The organism is Streptomyces sp. NPDC056231, from assembly GCF_048270745.1.
Lineage (GTDB): Bacteria > Actinomycetota > Actinomycetes > Streptomycetales > Streptomycetaceae > Streptomyces.
Genome location: NZ_JBLVKW010000019.1, coordinates 68839 through 89314, shown reverse-complemented (window position 1 = coordinate 89314; position 20476 = coordinate 68839). Strand labels below are relative to the sequence as shown.

Annotated in this window: 18 protein-coding genes and 1 pseudogene; 14 read left to right on the top strand and 5 right to left on the bottom strand. The window is 70.6% G+C overall.

The window, feature by feature from the left end:
• The first annotated feature begins 23 nt into the window (after positions 1-23).
• Genes ACNPQM_RS17565 through ACNPQM_RS17555 form a run of 3 tightly spaced genes read left to right on the top strand, consistent with a single transcriptional unit; the run spans position 24 to position 1963 of the window.
• A complete protein-coding gene (locus ACNPQM_RS17565; protein ID WP_418084722.1) occupies positions 24-686 on the top strand; it encodes a hydrolase in 663 nt (220 codons plus the stop codon).
• Positions 687-726: 40 nt separating this feature from the next.
• Positions 727-1251, top strand: a complete 525-nt coding sequence (locus tag ACNPQM_RS17560; RefSeq protein WP_418084721.1) for a DoxX family protein — start codon at positions 727-729, stop codon at positions 1249-1251.
• A complete protein-coding gene (locus ACNPQM_RS17555; protein WP_418084720.1) occupies positions 1232-1963 on the top strand; it encodes a YoaK family protein in 732 nt (243 codons plus the stop codon). The genes ACNPQM_RS17560 and ACNPQM_RS17555 overlap by 20 nt, the downstream gene beginning before the upstream one ends.
• A 15-nt stretch (positions 1964-1978) precedes the next feature.
• On the opposite strand, the gene ACNPQM_RS17550 is transcribed toward ACNPQM_RS17555, so the two are convergent.
• Positions 1979-2458: a carboxymuconolactone decarboxylase family protein gene (locus ACNPQM_RS17550; RefSeq protein WP_418084750.1), complete on the bottom strand. Its 480-nt coding sequence runs from the start codon at positions 2456-2458 to the stop codon at positions 1979-1981.
• A gap of 114 nt (positions 2459-2572) precedes the next feature.
• Here ACNPQM_RS17550 and ACNPQM_RS17545 point away from each other — a divergent pair, with 114 nt between their 5' ends.
• The 3 genes from ACNPQM_RS17545 (at position 2573) to ACNPQM_RS17535 (ending at position 4373) form a co-directional block, all read left to right on the top strand.
• Positions 2573-3496: a pirin family protein gene (locus tag ACNPQM_RS17545; protein WP_418084719.1), complete on the top strand. Its 924-nt coding sequence runs from the start codon at positions 2573-2575 to the stop codon at positions 3494-3496.
• A gap of 20 nt (positions 3497-3516) precedes the next feature.
• Positions 3517-3858, top strand: coding sequence for a GNAT family N-acetyltransferase (locus tag ACNPQM_RS17540; protein ID WP_418084718.1), 342 nt, complete (start codon positions 3517-3519; stop codon positions 3856-3858).
• A 125-nt stretch (positions 3859-3983) separates the two neighbouring features.
• The gene (locus tag ACNPQM_RS17535) at positions 3984-4373 is read left to right on the top strand and encodes a hypothetical protein (RefSeq protein WP_418084717.1); all 390 of its coding nucleotides are present in this window, start codon (positions 3984-3986) and stop codon (positions 4371-4373) included.
• On the opposite strand, the gene ACNPQM_RS17530 is transcribed toward ACNPQM_RS17535, so the two are convergent.
• The 3 genes from ACNPQM_RS17530 to ACNPQM_RS17520 are packed head-to-tail and all read right to left on the bottom strand — an operon-like array spanning position 4333 to position 8068.
• Positions 4333-4815, bottom strand: coding sequence for a (2Fe-2S)-binding protein (locus ACNPQM_RS17530; RefSeq protein WP_418084716.1), 483 nt, complete (start codon positions 4813-4815; stop codon positions 4333-4335). The two genes, ACNPQM_RS17535 and ACNPQM_RS17530, sit on opposite strands and share 41 nt — an antisense overlap.
• Complete coding sequence (locus ACNPQM_RS17525; protein ID WP_418084715.1) at positions 4812-5744, bottom strand: FAD binding domain-containing protein; 933 nt, start codon at positions 5742-5744, stop codon at positions 4812-4814. Before ACNPQM_RS17525 ends, ACNPQM_RS17530 begins: the two co-directional genes overlap by 4 nt.
• Positions 5741-8068: a xanthine dehydrogenase family protein molybdopterin-binding subunit gene (locus ACNPQM_RS17520; RefSeq protein WP_418084714.1), complete on the bottom strand. Its 2328-nt coding sequence runs from the start codon at positions 8066-8068 to the stop codon at positions 5741-5743. The genes ACNPQM_RS17525 and ACNPQM_RS17520 overlap by 4 nt, the downstream gene beginning before the upstream one ends.
• Positions 8069-8456: 388 nt before the next feature.
• Here ACNPQM_RS17520 and ACNPQM_RS17515 point away from each other — a divergent pair, with 388 nt between their 5' ends.
• The 7 genes and pseudogenes from ACNPQM_RS17515 to ACNPQM_RS17485 form a co-directional block, all read left to right on the top strand.
• Positions 8457-9032 (top strand): Dps family protein, encoded by a 576-nt coding sequence (locus ACNPQM_RS17515; RefSeq protein ID WP_418084713.1) that lies wholly within the window; start codon positions 8457-8459, stop codon positions 9030-9032.
• Positions 9033-9227: 195 nt separating this feature from the next.
• Positions 9228-10595, top strand: a complete 1368-nt coding sequence (locus ACNPQM_RS17510) for a cytochrome ubiquinol oxidase subunit I (RefSeq protein WP_418084712.1) — start codon at positions 9228-9230, stop codon at positions 10593-10595.
• The gene (locus ACNPQM_RS17505) at positions 10588-11850 is read left to right on the top strand and encodes a cytochrome d ubiquinol oxidase subunit II (protein ID WP_418084711.1); all 1263 of its coding nucleotides are present in this window, start codon (positions 10588-10590) and stop codon (positions 11848-11850) included. Before ACNPQM_RS17510 ends, ACNPQM_RS17505 begins: the two co-directional genes overlap by 8 nt.
• Positions 11847-13583, top strand: a complete 1737-nt coding sequence (locus tag ACNPQM_RS17500; protein ID WP_418084710.1) for an ABC transporter ATP-binding protein/permease — start codon at positions 11847-11849, stop codon at positions 13581-13583. The genes ACNPQM_RS17505 and ACNPQM_RS17500 overlap by 4 nt, the downstream gene beginning before the upstream one ends.
• The gene (locus tag ACNPQM_RS17495; protein ID WP_418084709.1) at positions 13580-15271 is read left to right on the top strand and encodes an ATP-binding cassette domain-containing protein; all 1692 of its coding nucleotides are present in this window, start codon (positions 13580-13582) and stop codon (positions 15269-15271) included. The genes ACNPQM_RS17500 and ACNPQM_RS17495 overlap by 4 nt, the downstream gene beginning before the upstream one ends.
• Positions 15272-15692: 421 nt before the next feature.
• Entirely contained in the window at positions 15693-16544 is an 852-nt protein-coding gene (locus tag ACNPQM_RS17490; RefSeq protein ID WP_418084708.1) for an NmrA/HSCARG family protein, read from the top strand.
• A 127-nt stretch (positions 16545-16671) separates the two neighbouring features.
• A pseudogene (locus ACNPQM_RS17485) lies at positions 16672-16903 on the top strand (IS110 family transposase); the annotation flags it as partial.
• A gap of 169 nt (positions 16904-17072) precedes the next feature.
• Here ACNPQM_RS17485 and ACNPQM_RS17480 read toward each other — a convergent pair.
• Complete coding sequence (locus tag ACNPQM_RS17480; protein WP_418084707.1) at positions 17073-18614, bottom strand: YncE family protein; 1542 nt, start codon at positions 18612-18614, stop codon at positions 17073-17075.
• Positions 18615-19137: 523 nt separating this feature from the next.
• Here ACNPQM_RS17480 and ACNPQM_RS17475 point away from each other — a divergent pair.
• Complete coding sequence (locus ACNPQM_RS17475; RefSeq protein WP_418084706.1) at positions 19138-20193, top strand: sulfite oxidase; 1056 nt, start codon at positions 19138-19140, stop codon at positions 20191-20193.
• Positions 20194-20476: the final 283 nt, after the last annotated feature.

Below are 20476 nucleotides of genomic sequence, written 5' to 3'. Positions count from 1 at the left end.
CACCCACGAAAGGCAGTACTCCCATGGTCGACATCGCCCAGGTCACCGCGGCCCCCAGCCCCGACCTGCTCACCCCCGACAACTGCGCCGTCCTCTTCGTGGACCACCAGCCGCAGATGTTCTTCGGCACCGGCAGCGGCGACCGCACCGCGATCATCAACTCCACCGTCGGCCTGGCAAAGGCCGCCCGGGTCTTCGACGTGCCGGTCGTGCTGAGCACCGTGGCGGCCGAGTCCTTCTCCGGCCCGATCCTGCCGCAGCTCGCCGACGTCTTCCCCGACCAGAAGATCATCGACCGCACCTCGATGAACGCCTGGGAGGACGATGCCTTCGTCGACGCGGTGAAGGCGACCGGACGCAAGAAGCTCGTGATCGCCGGCCTGTGGACCGAGGTCTGTGTGGTCCTGCCCACGCTGTCCGCCATCGCCCAGGGTTACGAGGTGTACGTGGTGACCGACGCGTCCGGCGGCGTCAGCCCACAGGCGCACGAGCACGCCGTGCAGCGCATGATCCAGGGCGGCGCGATACCGGTGACCTGGGTCCAGGTGCTCCTGGAGCTCCAGCGCGACTGGGCGCGCACCGAGACGTACGTCGCCACCACCGACGTCGTCAAGGAGCACGCCGGCGCCTACGGCCTCGGCGTCGTGTACGCCCAGGCCGTGATCGGCGCCCACGCGGCCGGCTGAGAACCCGGGAACGGAGAAGACGGGAAAAGGCAGGAACGTGATGGACACCGGACTGTTGGTCCTCCGGCTGGTGGCGGGACTCCTCGTCGCAGGGCACGGAGTGCAGAAGGTCAGTTTCCGGCTGGGCGGCGAGGGCCTGGCCGGGGGAACCGAGGAGTTCCGGCGGGACGGGTTCCGAGGCGGCCGGCTCACCGCGCTCGCGGCGGGCGGCGGCCAGGTCGGCGCCGGCCTGTTCCTGGCGGCAGGGCTGCTCACTCCCGCGGCGGCGATGGCCGCCGCGGGAGTGATGACGGTGGCCACGACCGTCAAGTGGCGCAATGGGCTGTGGGTGCAGCACGACGGGTACGAGTACCCGCTGTTCCTCGTCGTCGTGGCCGGGGTGCTCGCGCTCACCGGCCCCGGCCGCTGGTCGGCGGATCACGCGCTCGGGCTGGCCCCGTGGCCCGTGTGGGTCTCCGTCGCCGCCCTCGTCGTCGGTCCCGTCAGCGGGCTGCTGACGCGCGCACTGCTGCACCACCCCTCCGTCGCGGAAGGAGCATCCAAGGATGCGCACGCTGCTGGTTGACGCCGCCCATACGCTGGTCCCCCCGAAGGGGGACCGGCACGGCCCGCTGCCGCCGGTGATGCTGGCCCTCACGGTGGTGACCGGTCTGGTGGACGCGGTGAGCTTTCTGGGGCTCGGACATGTCTTCGTGGCCAACATGACGGGCAACGTGGTGTTCCTCGGCTTCGCCCTGGCGGGAGCCGAGGGCCTGTCCGCACTCGCCTCCGTCGTCTCCCTGGCGGCCTTTCTCACCGGCGCGCTGGCCGGCGGCCGCTTCGGCGTCCGGTTCGCCATGCACCGAGGCCGATTGCTCGCCTCGGCCATGACCGTACAGGTGGTGCTGTTCGCCGGGGCGCTCGGCACGACCGTCGCGGGGCACGACAAGGTGGGGACCGCCGTCCAGTACACCCTGATCGTGCTCCTCGGCCTCGCGATGGGGCTGCAGAACGCGGTCGCGCGGCGGCTCGGCGTCCCCGACCTGACGACGACCGTGCTCACCCTCACCCTCACCGGGCTCGCCGCCGACTCCGGCCCGGCCGGCGGAGCGGCGCCCCGGCCCGGCCGACGGATCCTGTCCGTGCTGGCGATGTTCCTCAGCGCCCTCGTCGGAACCGTACTCCTGAAGATCGGGCTGTCCCTCGTCCTGGCGGTGGCGCTGGCACTGCTCGCCACGGGCGCGGCGGTTCTGTGGCGGCTCTCGGTCCCGGGTGCAGGATGGGCCACCGCGCCGTGAACCAGGTCATGCGCTTCAGCGGGAGGGAGTCTCCCGTTCCGGGTGCTTGCTCAGGATCGAGACCCGGTTGAAGGCGTCGATGGTGATGGCCACCCAGATCACCGCGGACAGCTCGTCGTCGCTCAGCGCCTCGTGGGCCTCGGCGTACGCCCGCTCCTGGGCGAGGGCGTCGGCGGGGTGGGTGGTGGCCTCGGCGAGAGCGAGGGCGGCGCGCTCGCGGGCAGTGAAGAGTTCGGTGTCACGCCAGGCAGCGAGCACGCCGAGGCGACGGGTGGTCTCACCGGCCCGCAGCGCGGCCCGGGTGTGCACGTCGAGGCAGTAGGCGCAGCCGTTGAGCTGGGAGACGCGGAGGTTGACCAGCTCGACCAGGATCCGGTCGAGACCCGCATCCGCGGCGGTGGTACGGACGGCTTCGGCCGTCTTCACCAGTGCCTGGTACGCGGTGGGGCTCTGCTTGTCGAGGTGGATCCGTCCGGTGGGCCGGAGGGCTGCCATGACCTGTACCGTCTCGCTCACCCTGTACTCCTTCGTCTGTTGCCGGGCGTTGCCGTCACGGCTATCCTCCTCCACGATAGTTGAAATAGAAACTACATTGAGAGGGGTCGGGAGATGGGTGACACAGAGGTCGAGGTCCTCACGGCCCGGGCCGTCCCGCTGGGCGGCCCGCGCGCCATGACCGTACGCCGCACACTGCCCCAGCGGGCCCGGACGCTCATCGGGGCCTGGTGCTTCGCCGACCACTACGGCCCCGACCTGGTCGCCGACTCCGGCGGCATGGACGTCGCCCCTCACCCGCACACCGGACTGCAGACCGTGAGCTGGCTCTTCACCGGCGAGATCGAGCACCGCGACAGCCTGGGCACCCACGCCTTCGTACGGCCCGGCGAGATCAACCTCATGACCGGCGGACACGGCATCAGCCACTCCGAGGTCTCCACACCCGACACCACCGTCCTGCACGGCGTCCAGCTCTGGCTGGCCCTCCCCGACGAACACCGCCACGCCCCCCGCAACTTCCAGCACCACGCCCCTGAGCCGCTGCGCATCGACGGCGCCGAACTCAGGGTCTTCCTGGGCACACTGGCCGGCGAGACCTCCCCCGTCCGCACCTTCACCCCGCTCCTCGGCGCCGAACTCCTCCTCGACCCCGGCGCCACCGTCACCCTCGACGTCGACCCGGCCTTCGAACACGGCCTGCTCGTCGACGAAGGTGACGTCCACCTCGTCGGCACGGTCCTCCAGCCCGCCGAACTCGGCTACGTGACCACGGGGCGGACGACGCTCACCCTCACCAACGCCTCCGACCACCGCGCACGGGCGGTCCTGCTCGGCGGCACGCCGTTCGAGGAGGAGATCGTCATGTGGTGGAACTTCATCGGCCGCAGCCACCAGGACATCGTCGAGGCGCGGGAGGAATGGGAGCGGGGCTCCGACCGTTTCGGCAGCGTCGACGGCTACCCCGGCGACCGGCTGCCCGCCCCCGCCCTGCCGAACGCCGTCATCGCGCCCCGCAAGAACCGTTCCCACCACTGAACCCCGCCGAAAGGACCGTCATGAGCGAGCAGACCACTACCCCCCTCGTCCGTCGCGTCGATGCCCGCCACCGCTACGAGATCCTCGTGGACGACAAGCGCGCCGGCCTGACCGCCTACCGCGACCGCGACGACCGGCGGGTCTTCTTCCACACCGAGATCGACGACGCCTACGCCGGCCAGGGACTCGCCGCGATCCTCGTCGAGCAGGCCCTGACCGACGTCCGCGCCTCCGGGATGCGGATCGTCCCCGTCTGCCCATACGTGGCCAAGTTCCTCAAGAAGCATCAGGAGTTCACGGACATCACCGACCCCGTGACCCCCGAGGTCCTCGCGTGGCTCGACGCCCAGCTGGGACGCTGACGCCACCGAACAAACAGCTTGAGCTGACCGAGCAAGGAGTGCGGACGGGCGCGGTGTGATCACGAGGAGTATGTGCGACCGCGGTCAGCCTTTGGCACACCAATGTCCCCGCGGACACGGGCGAGGTGGCCCTTCTGACAGCCCGCCGGGTGGAGCCCGGTTACGAAGCCGGCTTCGAGCCGTGGGCGCAGGGCATCCTCGACAGCGCGGCTACCTTCCCCGGCCACCTGAGATACGGACTCTTCCGCCCCTCCGGCGGCGACGCCCCCTGGTTCCTCGTCCACCGTTTCGAAGGGGTAGTCGCTGCCGCAGACGATCCGCTCCGGCGAGGCATGGGCGCGCAGCAACGTCAGGACGTCCGGGTCGTGGGTGATCGTGTCGAATTGAAGTGCTCTCCCGGCTGGTGGGAGGGCGAGCAGGTCCACGACAGCCAGTGGGCGTGGACGTCGATGACTCCGGCCCGGATGTCGCCGTTCATGATGGCTCTCCCCGCTGTTCCCGGGCCGCGCGCGTGATGGCGCGCCCGATGGGTTCGTAGCCTGTGCACCGGCAGATATTGGAGCCGACTACACCCGCGACGCCGTCGGGCTTGTCTGCCAGGTCGGGATCGGCGTCGAGCGCTCCCGCGGCCACCATGAGGAAGCCCGGTGTGCAGAAGCCGCACTGGAGCGCGTGCTCGGCCGAGAAGGCACGTTGCAGCGGGTGAGGTGCGCCGTCGGGGCCGGCGAGGCCCTCGACGGTGCGCAGGGAGCTGCCGTCGCACTGCACGGCCAGCACCAGGCACCCGCGGACCGGCTCGCCGTCCATGAGGACGGTGCACGCCCCGCAGATGCCGTGCTCGCAGCCCAGATGCGTGCCCGTGAGGCCCAGGTCGTCGCGGAGGACGTCGGCGAGCAGGCGCCGGGGCTCCACGTCGAGGCGGTGTGCGGTGCCGTTCACAGTGAGCGTGATCCTCATCGGTGGTCCCCCTCGCGTGCGGCAAGACGTGCGCGCAGATCGGTCGCCGCCTCGCGCAGAGTTCTGCCGACCAGGACGGCGATGGCCTGCCGCTTGTACGCGACATCGGCGTACGGTTCGGCGAGCGGCCCGGCGTCCTCCTGGGCGGCGACGCGGCCGGCGCAGGTGAACGGATGGTCGTCGGGCAACCGCCGCCCCGCAGGGAGTGGGCCGATGTCGGCACCGAGCAGGGTGCGTTCGGCGGCGCGGGCCCGTACCGGGCGGTCGGCGGAATTGACCAGTCCGATCCGTGCTTCGCCGATCATTCCGTCGTGCACCGTGAGGACGGCCGCGACGGCGACCTGGGCGAAGCAGAAGTGGGTACGGCGGTGCTCGATGAAACCGACCCCGGTGTGCTCGCCGAGCAGCGGGAGCCGTACGGCGGTGATCAGTTCCCGCGGTCGGCGTGCGGTGCGGTAGGGCCCCAGGAAGTAGTCGCCGGCCGGGATCGCGCGGTCGCCGTCGGGGCCGGTCACCTCCACGGTGGCGTCCAGGGCGACGCCGATGGCGCACCATTCCGAGGCGGGATGGGCCCAGCCGAAGCTGCCGACCATGGTCCCGCGAGAACGGATCGGCGGGTGGGCGATGTTGACCACGGCCCGTGACAGCAGGGTGCCGAGCGGGCCCGGTACGGCGTCGGCCGACTCGAAGGCCGCGTGGCGGATCAGGGCGCCGACGCGCAGTTCGTCGCCCTCGACGCTCATGCAGTCCAAGTCCGGGATGCGGTTGATGTCGACGACGAGTTCGGGGCGGATGCGTTGCAGGTGCATCTCCAGGATCAGGCTCTGTCCTCCGGCGAGCACCTGGGCCTTGCGCCTGGTGTCGCCGAGTGCCTCGACGGCCTCGGAGACCGTGCGTGGTACCACGTAGTCGAAGGATGCGGGTTTCATCGGTCGCCTTCCTCGTGTGTGGGGGCCTGCGCCGCCCGCCAGACGCTGTCCGGGGTGAGCGGCATCTGCAGCAGGTCGGGATCGGCGATCCGCAGGGCGTCGGCCACGGCGTTGACGATGGCGGCCGGGGTGCCGATGCAGCCCGACTCCCCCGCGCCCTTGGCACCCAGCGTGGTTCCGGGGCCGGGTGTGCGGGTGTCCTTGATGTCGATGGGCGGGATCTCCGTGGACGTCGGGAGCAGGTAGTCCAGGAAGCCGTTCGCCAACTGCGGCACGCCGTCGTCGTCGAACGTCATGCCTTCGTAGAGGGCCTGGCCGATGCCCTGCACGGCCGATCCGAACGCCTGCCCCCGCACTACGGTCGGGTTGAGGACCACGCCGCAGTCGTCGACGGCCACGAGCCGCAGGATGTTCACCGTGCCCAGCTCCGGATCGACCTCGGTCACCGCCGCATGGACGCCGAAGGGGAACGCCATGCCGGCCTCGTAGCGCTCCTCGACCCGCAACGGGCCGGTGGACTTCACCAGATCGCCGAGACCGGTGGCCGCCGAACCGTCGTGGGCGGCGTGTACGGTGCCGTCCGCCCACTCGATCTCGTCGACCGGCAGGCCCCACAGGTTCGCCGCCCGGGTGCGCGCCTCCTCGATCAGGCGGGTGGCGGCGTGCTGGAGCATGGCGCCGTCGACCTGGGCCGACCGGCTGGCGAAGGAGCCCAGTCCTTCGGGCTGTTCGTCGGTGTCGCCCTCGACGAGGCGGACCTGCGCCTCCGGGATGCCGAGGACCTTGGCGACCAGGGCGGGGAAGACCGTCTCGTGCCCTTGGCCGCTCGGGGCCGCGCCGCAGCGGGCGGTGACGGTGCCGTCCTCGTGGACTTCCAGGCTGCCGAACTCGTGCAGGCCACCGGGTTCGCCGCCCGAGCGCTCCACGTAGCAGCAGACTCCGATGCCCAGCGGCAGCGCGTCCGGGTCCGCGCGGCGGCGGGCCCGCTCCGCACGCCACTTCTCGTGGCCGAGCGTCTCCAAGGCCAGGTCCAGGGCAGCGGCGTAATTCCCGCTGTCGTAACGGCGTCCGGTCGGAGTCTCGTACGGGAAGGCCTCGGGCGGGATGAAGTTGCGCCGTCGCAGCTCGATCGGGTCGATCCCGAGCCGGCGGGCGAGCAGGTCCATCGCCCGCTCGATCGCGATCGCCGCCTCGGGGCGTCCGGCGCCTCGGTACGGGTAGGTCACCATGGTGTTGGTGAGCACCGACCGCAGGGTCGCGTGGACCCGCGGGGTGGTGTACGCGCCAGTCGCCATCCACGCCGTCTGCATCGGCAGCCCCACGCCGAGGTGCGGATAAGCCCCGACGTCGGCGTCGATCGTCAGCTCGTAGGCGAGGAGCCGGCCTTCGGCGTCGGCTGCGAGGCGTACGGTCTGGTCCTGCCCCCTGCCCCGGGTGGCGACGAGCATCGACTCCAGGCGGTCCTCGATCCAGCGGACCGGACGCCCGAGCCGCACGGCGAGGTACGCGACGACCACGAACTCGGGGAAGGCTGCGCTCTTCGACCCGAAGGCGCCTCCGGTGTCCAGGACGACGACCCGGATCCGGTCGGTGGACCAGCCGAGCAGCGTGGCGAGTTCGCGGCGCAGCCGGTGCGGCATCTGGTGCCCCGACCACACGGTCAGCCGGTCCCCTTCCGGTACGGCGAGGACGGTGCGGCATTCCATCGGGCTGGGCATCAGCAATTGCTGACGGTACGTGGCCTCGACCACGGCGGCGGCGTCCCGCCAGACGGAAGGATCGACGGGCTCTCCCGCCTCGCCGCGCAGGGCGATGTTGCTCAGCCCGTCGAACAGCCGGACGGAGTCGTCCAGCGCCGCGGTGGGCGTCACCACGGCGGGCAGCGGATCGATCGTGGCAGTGACCTCGGCGGCCCCGTCCTCGGCCCGGTAGCGGTCCTCCCCCAGGACGACCGCCAGTGCCTCGCCCGGATACCGCACCCGGTCCTTCACGAGGGCCGGCCACTCCCGGCCCGCGACGGCGTCCTCCGTGGAGAGCTTGGCCAGCAGGGTGTACGGAACGGGTGGAAGCTCCGGCAGATCCGCGGCCGACCAGGCCCCCACGACCCCGGGCACGTCACGAGCCGCCGTGCAGTCCACCGCGCGCAGTACGCCGTGGGCCACCTTGCTTCTCACAAATGCCGCGTCCAGACATCCGGGAACGTGGATATCGGCAACATACCGACCATTCCCGGAAAGCAGCCGCTCATCCTCACGCCTTGTCCATTGCGCCACAACAACGCCCCGTTCGTGTCTTTGCGGGAACTGACGCCATTCCGACGCCATTTCGACGGAACAGCACGTCGGCAGAGTTCAGCTGCTCGGATATTAACCGCGGGGGAAGCGGCAGAGTGAGCGACAGGCGGGCCCCTGTGCACTCTGGGGACAGAAGCGGTTTCGGTTGAGGTCGCAAGAGTTTTGCCCCCGGGTTGTGACAACACCCTCGTGATCGCGACCCGCGGCTGCGGCCCAGGAAATTCCACGGTGCACGGTCTGCTCTCTCAAGCTCTTCGACCGCCCGGCCTGCCCCGCCGCCCAATCGACGCACGTCCGCCTCGCCCGGATCCGGTGCGCTGAGGGGCACCCACGCGTGCGCTCGCGGGCAATGCGGCCCCCGGTTCGGCCCCTAGCGTCGACCGCGCACGTTTCGGCACGACATCGCAGGAGGCACGCCATGACCACCATCTCCCAGCACACGAGCAGCCAGCCGTGGTTGCACCAGAAGGGCTCGGTCATCCAGGAGTTCGGGACCGTCAAGCAGTTCCCCCTCGCGCTGTCCTACGAGGCGCGCATGTACTCCTCCCAGCGCCTGAACAAGGTGCTGGCGGACACCCAGATACTCTACGGCCTCTACAAGAAGCACCACTGGAGCATGCGGGGCGCGACGTTCTACCAGCTGCACCTGCTTCTGGACAAGCACGCGGGAGAGCAACTGGAACTCGTCGACACCCTCGCCGAGCGTGTCCAGACGCTGGGTGGTGTCGCCGTGGGCGATCCACGGCACGTCGCCGAGATCACGTCGATTCCGCGCCCGCCGGACGGTGTGGAGGAGGTACCGGCCATGCTCTCGCGGCTGCTCGAAGCCCACGAGATCATCCTCACGGATGCCCATGACGCGGCCGCCCGCACCGCCGAGCTGGGCGACGACGGCACCAACGACCTGCTGGTCTCGCAGATCGTCCGCACCGGCGAACTGCAGGCATGGTTCCTGGCCGAGCACCTGGTCGACACCCCGCTGGTGCGCGCCTGAGCCCTCCGCACGGCACGCAGAAGGTGCACAGCGTCGGGCGGGCACTCCATCCAAACCAGCGGACGCCCCGACGGCATCGGGCTGCGGGTGCCGTGCCCCCTTCCGCTCACGCGGTGCATCTCCCCGCCTCGGGCGCGGTCCGGAGGCCCGGCCCGCGCCCGACGCGCGTCACATCGCTGCTCCCCTGGAGTGCCCATGGCTTCGTCCACCGTCGTCGAACTGTCCCGATGGCAGTTCGCGATCACCGCGATCTTCCATATGACCTTCCCGGCGCTCACCGTCGGGCTCTCCGTGCTGCTCGCAGTCGTCTACACGGTCTACGTGCGCACGGGCAATCCCCTCTACCTGCAGATCTTCCGGTTCTGGAAGAAGATCTTCGCCGTCGGGTTCGGCCTGGGCGTCGTCGCGGGCACGGTGATGACCTTCGAGTTCGGCCTGAACTGGGGCACGTACGCCCACACGGTGGGTCCGGTCATCGGGGTCACCATCGGCATGGAGGTGATCACGGCCTTCTTCCTGGAAGCGGGTTTCATCGGCCTGATGCTGTACGGGGACGGACGGATCCGCCCGCGCACCATGGCCCTGGCCAGCTGGATGGTCGCCTTCGGAACCATGCTGTCCACCACCTGGATCCTGTCGGCCAACAGCTGGATGCAGAACCCGGTCGGCTACGAGAAGGTCGACGGCCAGTTCCACGCGAAGGACTGGATCGCCATCCTGCTCAACCCGGCATTCGCCCACCGCTTCCCGCACATGCTGCTGGCCGTGCTGATCAGCTCCGCCTGGTTCGTCGGCGGCATCTCCGCCTGGTACCTGGTGAGGAAACGGTCCTCCGCCCAGCCCATGGCCCGCCGCTGTCTGTCCCTCGCCCTCGGCGTCCTCGGTGTGCTGATGCCGGTGCAGCTGTACGTCGGCGACGGCACCGCCGTCTTCATGGGACAGCACCAGCTACCCAAGCTGGAGGCGTTCGAGGGCAACTGGAAGAGCGACAACAACGGCTACAACCTGCTCGTCGTCCCCGACACCGACAAAGGCGAGAACCGGCTGCACGTCGAGATCCCCTACCTCGGCTCGGTCATCGCCCAGGACCTCAGCGGCAGGACGACAACGCCCGGACTGCTGCAGACCCCGCCCGACGAACGCCCCAACATGTGGACCACCTTCTACGGCTTCCGCGCCATGTACTTCACCGCGCTGCTCATGTTCGGCACGGCCTTCGCGGGCGTGGTCCTGCGCATGCGCCGGCGCCTGTACGACTCGCCACGCTTTCTGCGATGGATGGTGTGGATGACCCCGGCCGGGATCATCGCCATCACCGGCGGCTGGATCGTCGCCGAGACGGGCCGCCAACCCTGGGTCGTCTACGGCCAGTTGAGCACCGCTGACGCGGTCTCCCACCTCAGCACACCCGAAGTCGCCGCCACACTCGTCGGCTTCGTCCTGCTCTACGTCACCCTGCTGGCCATCTGGGCCCGCTACATCGTCCGTACGGTCAAGGCCGGCCCCGAGGAGCTGCCCACCAGCCCCGCTTCGCCCGACGTCCCGGAGGCCCTCGTTGCTTGAGTACGCCGCTTACGCCCTCGTCCTCTTCTCGCTCGGCATGTACGTCGTCCTCGACGGCTACGACCTCGGCGTGGGGATGCTCAGTCTCGCGGCCAGGCCCGAGCGCCGGCGGGAATACGGCGAGATCGTCGCCACCGCCTGGGACGCCAACGAGAGCTGGCTCATCCTGGTCGGCGTGGTCCTGTGGGCCGGCCTGCCCGGCGCCTACGCCGTGGTGCTGCCCGGCGTCTATCTGCCGCTGATCGTCATGCTGGTCTCGATCGTCCTGCGTGGACTGGGCCTGGAGATGCACAGCGCGGCCGGCCGCTACCGGCGGGGCTGGGCGCTGCTGTTCGGCGGGGCCTCGCTCGCCGCCACCGTGTGCCAGGGCCTTGTCCTCGGTGCCGTGCTCGCCGGCCCGCAGCAGCGGGACGGAGCCTTTCGCGGCGGGGCCTTCGACTGGTTCAGCCTCTACGGTGTGCTGTGCGCCCTCGGCCTGGTCGTCGTGTACCTGCTGGCCGGGGCCGCCTGGCTGCAGGACAAGACCGAAGGGTGGTCGCGGTCGGGGGTCCGGCGCACCGGACGGTCCCTGCTGCTGGCCGCCGTGGTCATGGCGCTCGTGCTCGGCCTGCTGCTGCCGGGCGCCGACCCGCAGCAGTTCCATCTGGGCCAGCCGGTACGGGCCTTGCTGTTCTGGCTCGCCGTGGGGGTCGCCGCCGTGGCCGGCGCCGTCGCCTGGCACGGCTTCGGCCGCAGCCCCGACTGGCGGCCGTTCGCGGCCGTGGCCACCATGACCGCCAGTGGGATACTGGGACTCGCCGCCGTCTCCCTCCCGGTGGTCGTGCCGCCCGGCCTGACCGTCCATCAGGCGGCGAGCCCACACTCCTCCCAGCTGTTCCTGGTCCTCGGCGTCGGCCTGTGCATGCCGTTCGTCTTGGCCTACAACATCTACGCGTGGCGGAATTTCCGCGGCAAGTACGGCGATCCGGTGGAAGACCCCGCACCGCCGTTGCCGGCCCGGGGCCGCTCGCTTCCGGCCGCACCGGCATCCACCGGCGCACCGCGGACGATCCTGCGACGCGTCCTGCTGACGGTGCTCGGCGTCCTGGCCACCGGCCTCTCCCAGGACGTGTTCGGCGGCGTCTCCGACCTGATCGGACCGATCGGCGTCATGGTGCTGGCCTGCACCGCACTGGCCGCCTGGATCGTCGGCGACCGCCGTGACGGCCGCTCCGGATACTTCGACGCGGACACCGGAGCGGAGACCACCTCGTGAGCGGCACCGCCGTACTGCTGGACGAGCTGGCCGCGGACCGGACCGACGATCCGGCGTCCGCCAGGCTGACGGCCTGGGCGGCGGTCGCCCGGCCCGAGCTGCGTCGCGCGGGGATCCTGCGCGGCGCGGCCCAGTCGGGCACGGTGCTGTGGGCGGGCGGGCTCTCCTGGGGCGCGCAACGCGGCCTGCCGGCGCTGCACGGCGAGGTGCCCGCGACGGCCCTGGTGCTGCCCGCCCTGCTGACCGCGGTCGGAGTCGCCCTGCGCGCCGGCCTGTTGGCCGCGGGTGACGCGGCAGCCGCCCGTGGCGCCCGCGTCGTACGCGAGACGTTGCGCCGCCGGATCATCGAGACGGCACTGCCCGCCCGCGGACCGGCCCGCACCGACCTGGACGAGGCGGCACCCACCCGGGCCGTCGACGGCGAGGTGGACCAGCTGACCGACTGGCTCACCGGGTACATGCCCGCACGGACGACCATGCTGCTCGGCAGTGGCCTCGTCCTGGCCGCCATCGCCTGCCGCAGTTGGTTCGTCGCCCTGCTCGTCCTGGCCGCCACCCCACTGCTCCCGGCCAACCTGAAGGTCATCGGCCTCGGCACACAGGGCGCCGTCCGCGCCCAGCTGGCCGGGATCCGCACCCATCAGGCCAGGCTGCTGGACCATCTGCGCGGGCTGCCCACCCTGGTCGGGCTCGGCGCACACGACGAGGCGGCCCGTGCCCTGGAGCGGGACGACCGGGAGGTCGCCCGGCGGACCGAGAAGGTGCTGCGGATCGCCTTTCTGTCGACCGCGTGGGTCGAGCTGCTCATCACCGGCACCCTCGCCGTGGTGGCGACCTACTGCGGCCTGGTCCTGCTCGACTACCTGCACCTGCCCGTCGTCCCGGACCACATGAGCCTGTCCGCCGCGCTGTTCGTCCTCGTCCTGGTACCCGCCTACTTCGCCCCGGCCCGGGACCTGGCCGCCGGCTACCACGCCCGCGCCCAGGCCGCTGCCGCCGCCGAGCTGCTGGCCCCGGTCCTGAACGCACCCGCGGAAGCGGACCTGCCGTCGGCCGTGCCGCTCCGGCCGGCCCGTGGCGCGTCGCCTCCCGGGGTGCGCCTGAAAGCCGTGACGGTCCGCCACCCAGGGCGTGCGGCGCCTGCTCTGGACCGGGTCAGTGTGCGGCTCGCACCGGCCCGGTGTCTCGCCGTCACCGGACCGAGTGGGGCGGGCAAGTCCACCTTGCTGGCCGTAGCGGCGGGTCTGTCCGCCCCGCACGAGGGACGCACGTTCCACATGCTGGACGGACGGGCCGTCCCCGCCGATCCCGGACGGGTCTCCTGGGTGGGCCAGCCGGCGCACCTGCTGCCCGGCACCCTGCGCGAGAACCTCCTCCTGGCCCGGCCCACCGCGAGCGACCACGACCTGCTCGGCGCCATCGCCTCCCTCGGCTTCGAAGACCTTCTGACCGCGCTGCCCCACGGACTGGACACACCACTCGGCGAACGCGGCTCGGGCCTGTCCTCCGGCCAGTCCCAACAACTGGCTCTCGTCCGGGCGTTGCTGCGGGACGCGCCCCTGCTGTGCCTGGACGAACCCACCGCGCACCTCGACCCAGACGCGGAACAGCGGGTCCTGTCGGCGCTGCGGATGCTGGCCCGCGACCGAACGGTCCTGCTCGCCACCCACAGTCCGGCACTGCTGCCGCTGGCGGATCAAGTCATCACACTGAAGCACGGAAGAGTCCGGTGAACGGGACCGACGCCTGGCGTCTGCTGCGCATGGCAGCTCCGCGCCGCACCCTGCTGACCGGCACGCTGCTGGCCGTCGCGGCCGAACTCAGCGGCGCCGCGCTCCTCGGCGTGTCCGGATGGTTTCTCACGACCTGTGCCGCGGTCACCCTCCAGGCCAACACCTCCTGGTCCTGGATGTATCCCTCGGCCGCCGTGCGGACGCTGGCCCTGGCCCGCACCGGACTGCGCTACCTCGAACGCCTGGTCAGCCACCGGACGTTGCTGTCCGCCTCCGTGGCGCTGCGCACCCGGCTGGCCCGTGGCGCCGCCCGCCTCACCCCCCGTGAACTGCGCGGACAACGCGACGGGACACTGCTCGCCCGGCTCACCTCCGACGTGGAGACCGTCGCAGGACTGCCCGCGAACGTCTGCGCACCGCTCGCGGCGGCCGTCACCACCGCGTGCCTGATCGAGATCCTGCTGCTGTGGGCGATGCCGCTCCTGGGGGCGGCCGAGCTGCTCGTCTGGGCGGCCGGGCTGGTCTGCGCCGGGCGAGCCCACCGCCGCGCGCGAGCCCATCTGGGCACCGCTGCCGAGGCCAGGTCCGAGCTCCGTACCGTGCTGCTCGGCAGCCGGGCCGCCTTCGACGAACTGCGCTGCCTGGACGCCGTACCGCAGGCGCGACGGTCGGCGATGGCCGCGATCGCGGCTGTCGAATCCGCCGAGTGGGCCGCCGCCCGAGCCGAACGGCTGGGACGTCTGGCGCTGCGCCTGCTGGCCGCCGTCGGCCAGGCGTCGGTGCTGGTGATCGCCCTGTGCGCGGCCCCGGCTCAGCCGGTCGCCTCCGTGGTGGGCGAGGTGCTGCTGACGGCCGCGGGGTGGGAGTTGCTGGAGCGGCTGCCCCGGCTGCTGCACCTGCTGACCCAGGCGGGCGAAGCGGCCGGACGCCTCGCGCCCCTCGCTGCCGAGGAGCCACCCGCGGGTCGGCAGCGGCCGACCTCACACGTCCTGGAAACGGACGGACTGCCGCTTCCCGGCTTGCCGGCAACCCTCTCCGCGCCCCTGCCCGGCCCTGGCCTGGTGCTGGTCACCGGCCCCAACGGCAGCGGGAAGTCGACGCTGCTCGGACAGCTCGCCGGACGGATACCGGCCCCTGTCGGCACGGTCCTCCTCGGCGGCACACCGGTGCACGAGCTGCCGGCCCGGGTCGTCGCCGGGACGGTCACCCTGGTGGAGGCCGACGACTGGCTGGCCGACGACACGGTGGCGGCCAACCTCCGTCAAGCCGCCCCCTCGGCCGACACCGCCGCCCTGCGGGCCGTACAGGAAGTGGTCGGTCTGTCCGCGCTGCCGCTCGATACCCCGGTGGGCCCTGGCGGGCGTCTGCTGTCTCAGGGGCAGCGGCGGCGCCTCGCCATCGCGCGCGCCGTGCTGCGGCACCCCCCGGTGATCCTGCTGGACGAACCCACCGCCGGTCTGGACCGGACCACCGCCGAGGCGCTGCTGGCCGCGCTGTTCCGGACCCTGCCCGAAACCTCGATGGTGATCGCGATGCAGCAACAGGACCTCGGCCTGCTCGACCGGCCGCCGACCGCGGTCGTCCGCCTCGGGCCAGGCGGGGACCGGGCCGGCGGTGGCTCGGCCGGGCCCGGGGCGGCCGCCCCCAGTCGAAGCGCAGGTCGGACAGCTGCCGTTCGAGCGCGGTGACGTCGGCCTCGGGTACCGCCGCGGCCGGGCGGGCGGCCATGAGGGCGGCCAGCCCGGCGGGTTGTGGTGCTCGCCCGTCCCGAAGACGTCCAGGCCCGACTCCTCCGCCTTGAGCGCGATGGCGACCATGGAGTTGATGCGTTCATGCTCCGACGGAGTGCGGGCTGTGGTCGGATCGGTGGTCAGGTCCCCGACCGTGAAAATACCGAACTCCATGGGTCCCCCCCTTCTTCCGGCAATCGTGTGCGGTGGGGAACGCCAGGCTCCGAGTGCACGACCGTCGTGACTGTGCGCGCACCAGGACGTGCCCTCCAGTACCCTTCTCCCGCGCGTCGGCGTCGTGCACAGTCGTCCGGCACCGATGATGACCGCTGGGGCCGGCTGCCGATCCGGTGCCCTCTGCTGGGAGAGGAGTTCTTCGATGGCTGATGATCCGGTATTGGTGCTTGCGGCAACCGGTGGACAGGGCAAGGCCGTGATCGACGCGCTGCTGGCCCGCGGGGCCCGGATCAGGGCGCTGGTACGCGACCCCGGTCGCAGTGCAGCGCAGAAACTGGCCGGCCGAGACGTCGACGTGGTGGCGGGGTCCCTGAGCGATCGCGGGTCGCTCGCCGCGGCCATGAAGGGGGTGGCCGGTGTCTTCGCGTTCACCACGCCATTCGAGGCCGGTGTCGAGGCGGAAGTGGGCCAGGGGCGGGCGATCATCTCCGCCGCGGCGCAGGAGCGGGTTCCGCATCTCGTGTTCAGCTCGGTGGCCGGGGCCGACCAGGACAGCGGGGTACCGCATTTCGAGAGCAAGGCGCGCATCGAGGCGGAACTGACCGCGGGTGATGTGCCGTACACGATCCTGGGACCGACGTACTTCTTCGACAACGCACTCGGCGGAGCGGAACGCATCCTCGACGGCGTTCTCGATCTGCCGCTGCCGCCTGATCGGCCGTTGCAGCAGCTCGCCCGCCCCGACCTCGGCGCGTTCGCGGCTGAAGTGCTGCTCAACCCCGCTCCGTATGTCGGGCGGCGTATCGAACTGGCCTCCGACGCCCCCACTCCGGTACAGATGGCGGCTGCGCTCGGCGCCGCGCTGGGACGGGAAGTCCGCCATGAGCGCGTACCGCTGGCGGCCATCGGCAATCCGGACATGCATGCGATGTGGACGTTCCTGAACGGCCCCGGCTATCGCGTCGACATCCCCGCACTCCACGATGCTCATCCGGAGATCCGCTGGACCGGCTTCGCCGACTGGGCGGACCGAGCCTGGGCGACCGCCCGCTGAAGCGGGCGTCCACTTCTGGTCGGCTCGCCGGGCAGCGAGCACGAGCTCGCCCGGCGAGCCCTGCCGCCACCGGATCGCCCGCATGCGCGCGATGTGGCGAACAGGCCACGCCGGCACGCCCTCTCTCGACGCGCTCGACGAGCAGACCGTCGTGGTCCCGGGCACTGGCACTCTCGACATCGTGGTCCCGTCCCTGGCCCGCTCGCTCGCCGCCGTCCACGAACAGCACCGGGCCCTGAAGGCCCCGATCGAGGCCCTGCTGGAGAAGCGCCCCCTTTCGAAGGCCCTGACCTCGATTCCGGGGGTTGTGGCCAGGACCGCCGTCCGTCCTGCTGGTCACCATCGGCGACGGCATCAGCTCCGTGTCCCCGTCGGTGAGCGTGATCCGGGCGCTGTCCGGTCAGCTGTCGCGGTCGCCCAGCGCCCGGCGAGCGTCTGCTGGAAGGCGAGGGGCCGCCCGGGGCGCAGCCGCGGTCACCGATTCACGCGCTGACCACACCGACTGCGCCGCCCCGTCTTCTTGGTCCGTCAGGCCTGGGGCATTGCAGTGCCTGGCTCCTGCTCGCCGGATGGAGTTCCAGGCTTGAGGATGACGGAGGTGTAGTGGTTGGCGAAGAAGTACGAATAGGAGAGGGCTTCGTCGATGTTGCCGAACTGGTTGCTCATCATGGACATCAGCGCGGTCGTTCGGGTGCCGTCGCCGGCGTAGGCACTGAACTGCTGGTTGGGTGGCAACCCAGTGGCTCCGATGGTGACTTCGTCGATGCCAGGGAGTGCCCGGATCAGGGCCGTGCCCTGGCCGGAGCTGTCGGAGACGCGCAGGGGGAGGTTCTGCGTGCGCATGCCCAGACCCTGCCGGCCCACATTGTTTGTGCTGGTGGCCGGAGTGCTGCGCGCCACGTACACCAGCGCCATGGGCGACTGGCCGATGGGCAGGGTCTTGATCACCGAGTTCGTATGCGTGTCGATGACGTCGACCGCATCGGAGTTCTGCAGGGCGATGTAGACCCTGGTGTTGTCGGGGCTCGGCCAGATGCCGTGGGGACCGTGGCCGTTGTTGTGAATGACCTTCACCAGCGTGGGCGCCGCCCCGGTGTGCGATCGGCGGTACACCAAGGTCTGGTTCAGTCCGCCCACGGTCTGGTAGGCGTAGTCGACGCCGCCGACCGTGACGAAGTTGGGGTGGTTGGTGCGCGGCCCCGTGCGCAGCACCGCCTCAACACGGTAGGTGCGTGCATTGACCACAGCGGTCGTCCGGCCGTTGGTGGGCATGCCGAGCCAGATCTCCCGGCCGTCGGGTGAGATGGCCTCGTCGGAGGACCCACCCGCCTCCGCGGGGATCGGCACGCGCTTGATGACCCGGCGGGAGGCCACATCGATCACGTCAAGCACCAAGGCGCGCAAGTGGTTGACGTAAGCGAGTTTGCCGTCGGGGCTGAAGACCACCTTCGACGGCGCGTCCTCGGTGTGGATCCGATCGACCTCCTCGCCGGCCCGCCAGTCGATCACCGAGACGTAGTCCTGGCCGCGCACCGCCACCCACAGGCGCGTGCTGTCCGGCGAGAAGAATCCCTCGTGCGGCGCCCGGCCTACGTACATGGTGCGCACTACTTTGTTGGTTGCAGTGTCAATGACATGGACGGCGTTGGTGGTCACGTCGATCACGTCGAGCCACCTTCCGTCCCGGGAGAAGCCCAGGCCGTGCACGTCGATCTGCCCGTCGTACATGGCCCCCAGCACGTCCGCGCTGGGACTCAACCGCGGCTTGCCCAGAGCGATCGTGCCCAGCACTGTGTTCGTCGCCGGATTGATGACGCTCACCGTGTTGGAGGCCTGGTCGGCGGTGTAGACCCGGTCATTCCCCGAGATCTGCTGCGCCCCGGGCAGCGCGGGAGGCTGGATCGGTGTTCCGTGCACTGAGGGGCTGGGGTTCGACACCACCATGGGGCCTGGCTCCTGACCCACGTGGGAGGTCGCAGATTCCTGCGTCCCGGGGGTCATGCAAGCAGCGATCGACGCATACACGACCATCACCACGAACGCGCGGGCCAGGCCGGGATTTATACCCATGTCCGCTCCTTGAGGTCACGTCGCCGACGGATAACCCGCGTTGCAAGCTGCTACCGGCGCTTGACTCGTGGGGACCGTGCCGCATGCGTGAGAGGTTGCGGCAGGGACTGGTCGCTGCGTTCATCAAAGGTCGCCGGCGACAGCAGCGCCTGTCATCGTGACGCCGAGGCCACCTCTCCCGAACTCGGTCACGCATTCCCGAACATGTGACCGATGACGCCTGGCACCTCATCACCTGAATCATCATCGAGCCACAACGGAATCTAACGGACACTTTCGACATACTCACCTCGGCCGGAGCTTTTCACTCGGACAGCCTGCCTGTCGACGAACGGCGGACAAGTACACGGCAGCGCAGACGGTCATGTCCTGTGCGGTGGCGCAGCGAGGGCGATCCGATCTTCGATTTCCGGCCCTCGCGCCATCCATACGCCACCGACCTGCCCCCTTGGTGAACGGGTTGGCGCCCGCGCCCAACGTGATGGACATTGATCGTATGGACACATGGGGCAAATGTGACGAAATGCTCGTTCATCAAGACGAGCCCTACAACGCCGAAACGCCTCCTGGCGCTCTCGCAGCCCGGATCACCTCCCTGGACACCTTCTACGGCCGCAACCACGCGCCGATCCCCCGCATCGACTCCGCGAGCTGGCGGCTGCGGGTGGAAGGTCTGGTCGATCGCCCCCTGGAGTTGTCGATGGACGATCTGCGCCGCTTCACCGAGCGGACAGTGGTGGCGACGCTGCAGTGCGCCGGCAACCGCCGCGCCGATCTCATCGAGGTCAGAGACATACCCGGCCAGGTCCCCTGGGGTCCAGGAGCCATCTCCACTGCGAGATGGAGCGGGGCAAGCCTGGCGGATGTACTGGCCGAGGCCGGAGCGCAGCCGGAAGCGGCCCACATCGCCTTCACCGGCGCCGACGTGTCGCAGCAGGCCGCCCCACCCCAGCCCTTCGGCGGCTCCATACCGGTGGCCAAGGCAACCTCCAGCGAGGTGCTCCTGGCCTGGGCCATGAACGATCAGGCACTGCCCGCCGCGCACGGCGCTCCCCTGCGCGTGATCGTTCCGGGCTGGATCGGCGCCCGCAGCGTCAAATGGCTCCAACGCATCAGCGCACAGGCCGAACCGACCGACAACTACTTCCAAGCCGAATACAGCGTCCTGCCACCCGAAGCCGACCCCGAATCCGCTGGACCGGGCGACGGCATCACCCTCGGCCCGCTCGCCATCCACTGCGCCATCCTGCGGCCCGGCAAGAACGACCACCTGCCCTCTGGACCGACCGCGGTCAGCGGGTTCGCCTTCGCCGGGGACGATCGAACCGTGGCACGCGTGGATGTCTCGGCCGACCACGGCAGCACCTGGACCCCCACGGATCTCGACCCCCCGGAGAATCCCTGGACCTGGCAGCACTGGCGCGCCATGGTCACACTGCCCCCCGGCGAGGCCGAACTCATCGCACGCGCCTGGGACTCCACCGCGGCCGTGCAGGCCGAATCCCCGGCAACCGTCTGGAATCCCAGGGGATACGCCAACAACGCCGCGGCGCACCTGCACATCACGTGCCGTCCCTGACCGAACGCTTTGGTGGAACGGCAGGGCCCGTTGCCGCTCCGCCACAGGTCAAGGCGAGCCACCCCGACCGGCGAAACCCGGCAACGGGCCACTGAGCACCGCCGCGACGTCCGTGTACGACCCCGGAACGCCGTTCCACCGGGCCGAACCAGGGCGGATCAGCGCCCTGATCGACGAAACCGGCAATCCCGCCGTTCATGTGCGTCGGTCGCCGCACGCCGAGCAGACACTGGCCGCAGCGGTCACAGGGGGCGTTCGATCACGTTCAGGTCCTGCCGCGCAC

Coding starts and splice junctions, on each gene's coding strand:
- ACNPQM_RS17560 (WP_418084721.1), top strand. CDS start 727: ATGGACACCGGACTGTTGGTCCTCCGGCTGGTGGCGGGACTCCTCGTC.
- ACNPQM_RS17515 (WP_418084713.1), top strand. CDS start 8,457: ATGACCACCATCTCCCAGCACACGAGCAGCCAGCCGTGGTTGCACCAG.
- ACNPQM_RS17565 (WP_418084722.1), top strand. CDS start 24: ATGGTCGACATCGCCCAGGTCACCGCGGCCCCCAGCCCCGACCTGCTC.
- ACNPQM_RS17555 (WP_418084720.1), top strand. CDS start 1,232: ATGCGCACGCTGCTGGTTGACGCCGCCCATACGCTGGTCCCCCCGAAG.
- ACNPQM_RS17545 (WP_418084719.1), top strand. CDS start 2,573: ATGGGTGACACAGAGGTCGAGGTCCTCACGGCCCGGGCCGTCCCGCTG.
- ACNPQM_RS17510 (WP_418084712.1), top strand. CDS start 9,228: ATGGCTTCGTCCACCGTCGTCGAACTGTCCCGATGGCAGTTCGCGATC.
- ACNPQM_RS17480 (WP_418084707.1), bottom strand. CDS start 18,614: ATGGGTATAAATCCCGGCCTGGCCCGCGCGTTCGTGGTGATGGTCGTG.
- ACNPQM_RS17550 (WP_418084750.1), bottom strand. CDS start 2,458: ATGGCAGCCCTCCGGCCCACCGGACGGATCCACCTCGACAAGCAGAGC.
- ACNPQM_RS17520 (WP_418084714.1), bottom strand. CDS start 8,068: ATGGCGTCGGAATGGCGTCAGTTCCCGCAAAGACACGAACGGGGCGTT.
- ACNPQM_RS17530 (WP_418084716.1), bottom strand. CDS start 4,815: ATGAGGATCACGCTCACTGTGAACGGCACCGCACACCGCCTCGACGTG.
- ACNPQM_RS17525 (WP_418084715.1), bottom strand. CDS start 5,744: ATGAAACCCGCATCCTTCGACTACGTGGTACCACGCACGGTCTCCGAG.
- ACNPQM_RS17490 (WP_418084708.1), top strand. CDS start 15,693: ATGGCTGATGATCCGGTATTGGTGCTTGCGGCAACCGGTGGACAGGGC.
- ACNPQM_RS17540 (WP_418084718.1), top strand. CDS start 3,517: ATGAGCGAGCAGACCACTACCCCCCTCGTCCGTCGCGTCGATGCCCGC.
- ACNPQM_RS17475 (WP_418084706.1), top strand. CDS start 19,138: ATGCTCGTTCATCAAGACGAGCCCTACAACGCCGAAACGCCTCCTGGC.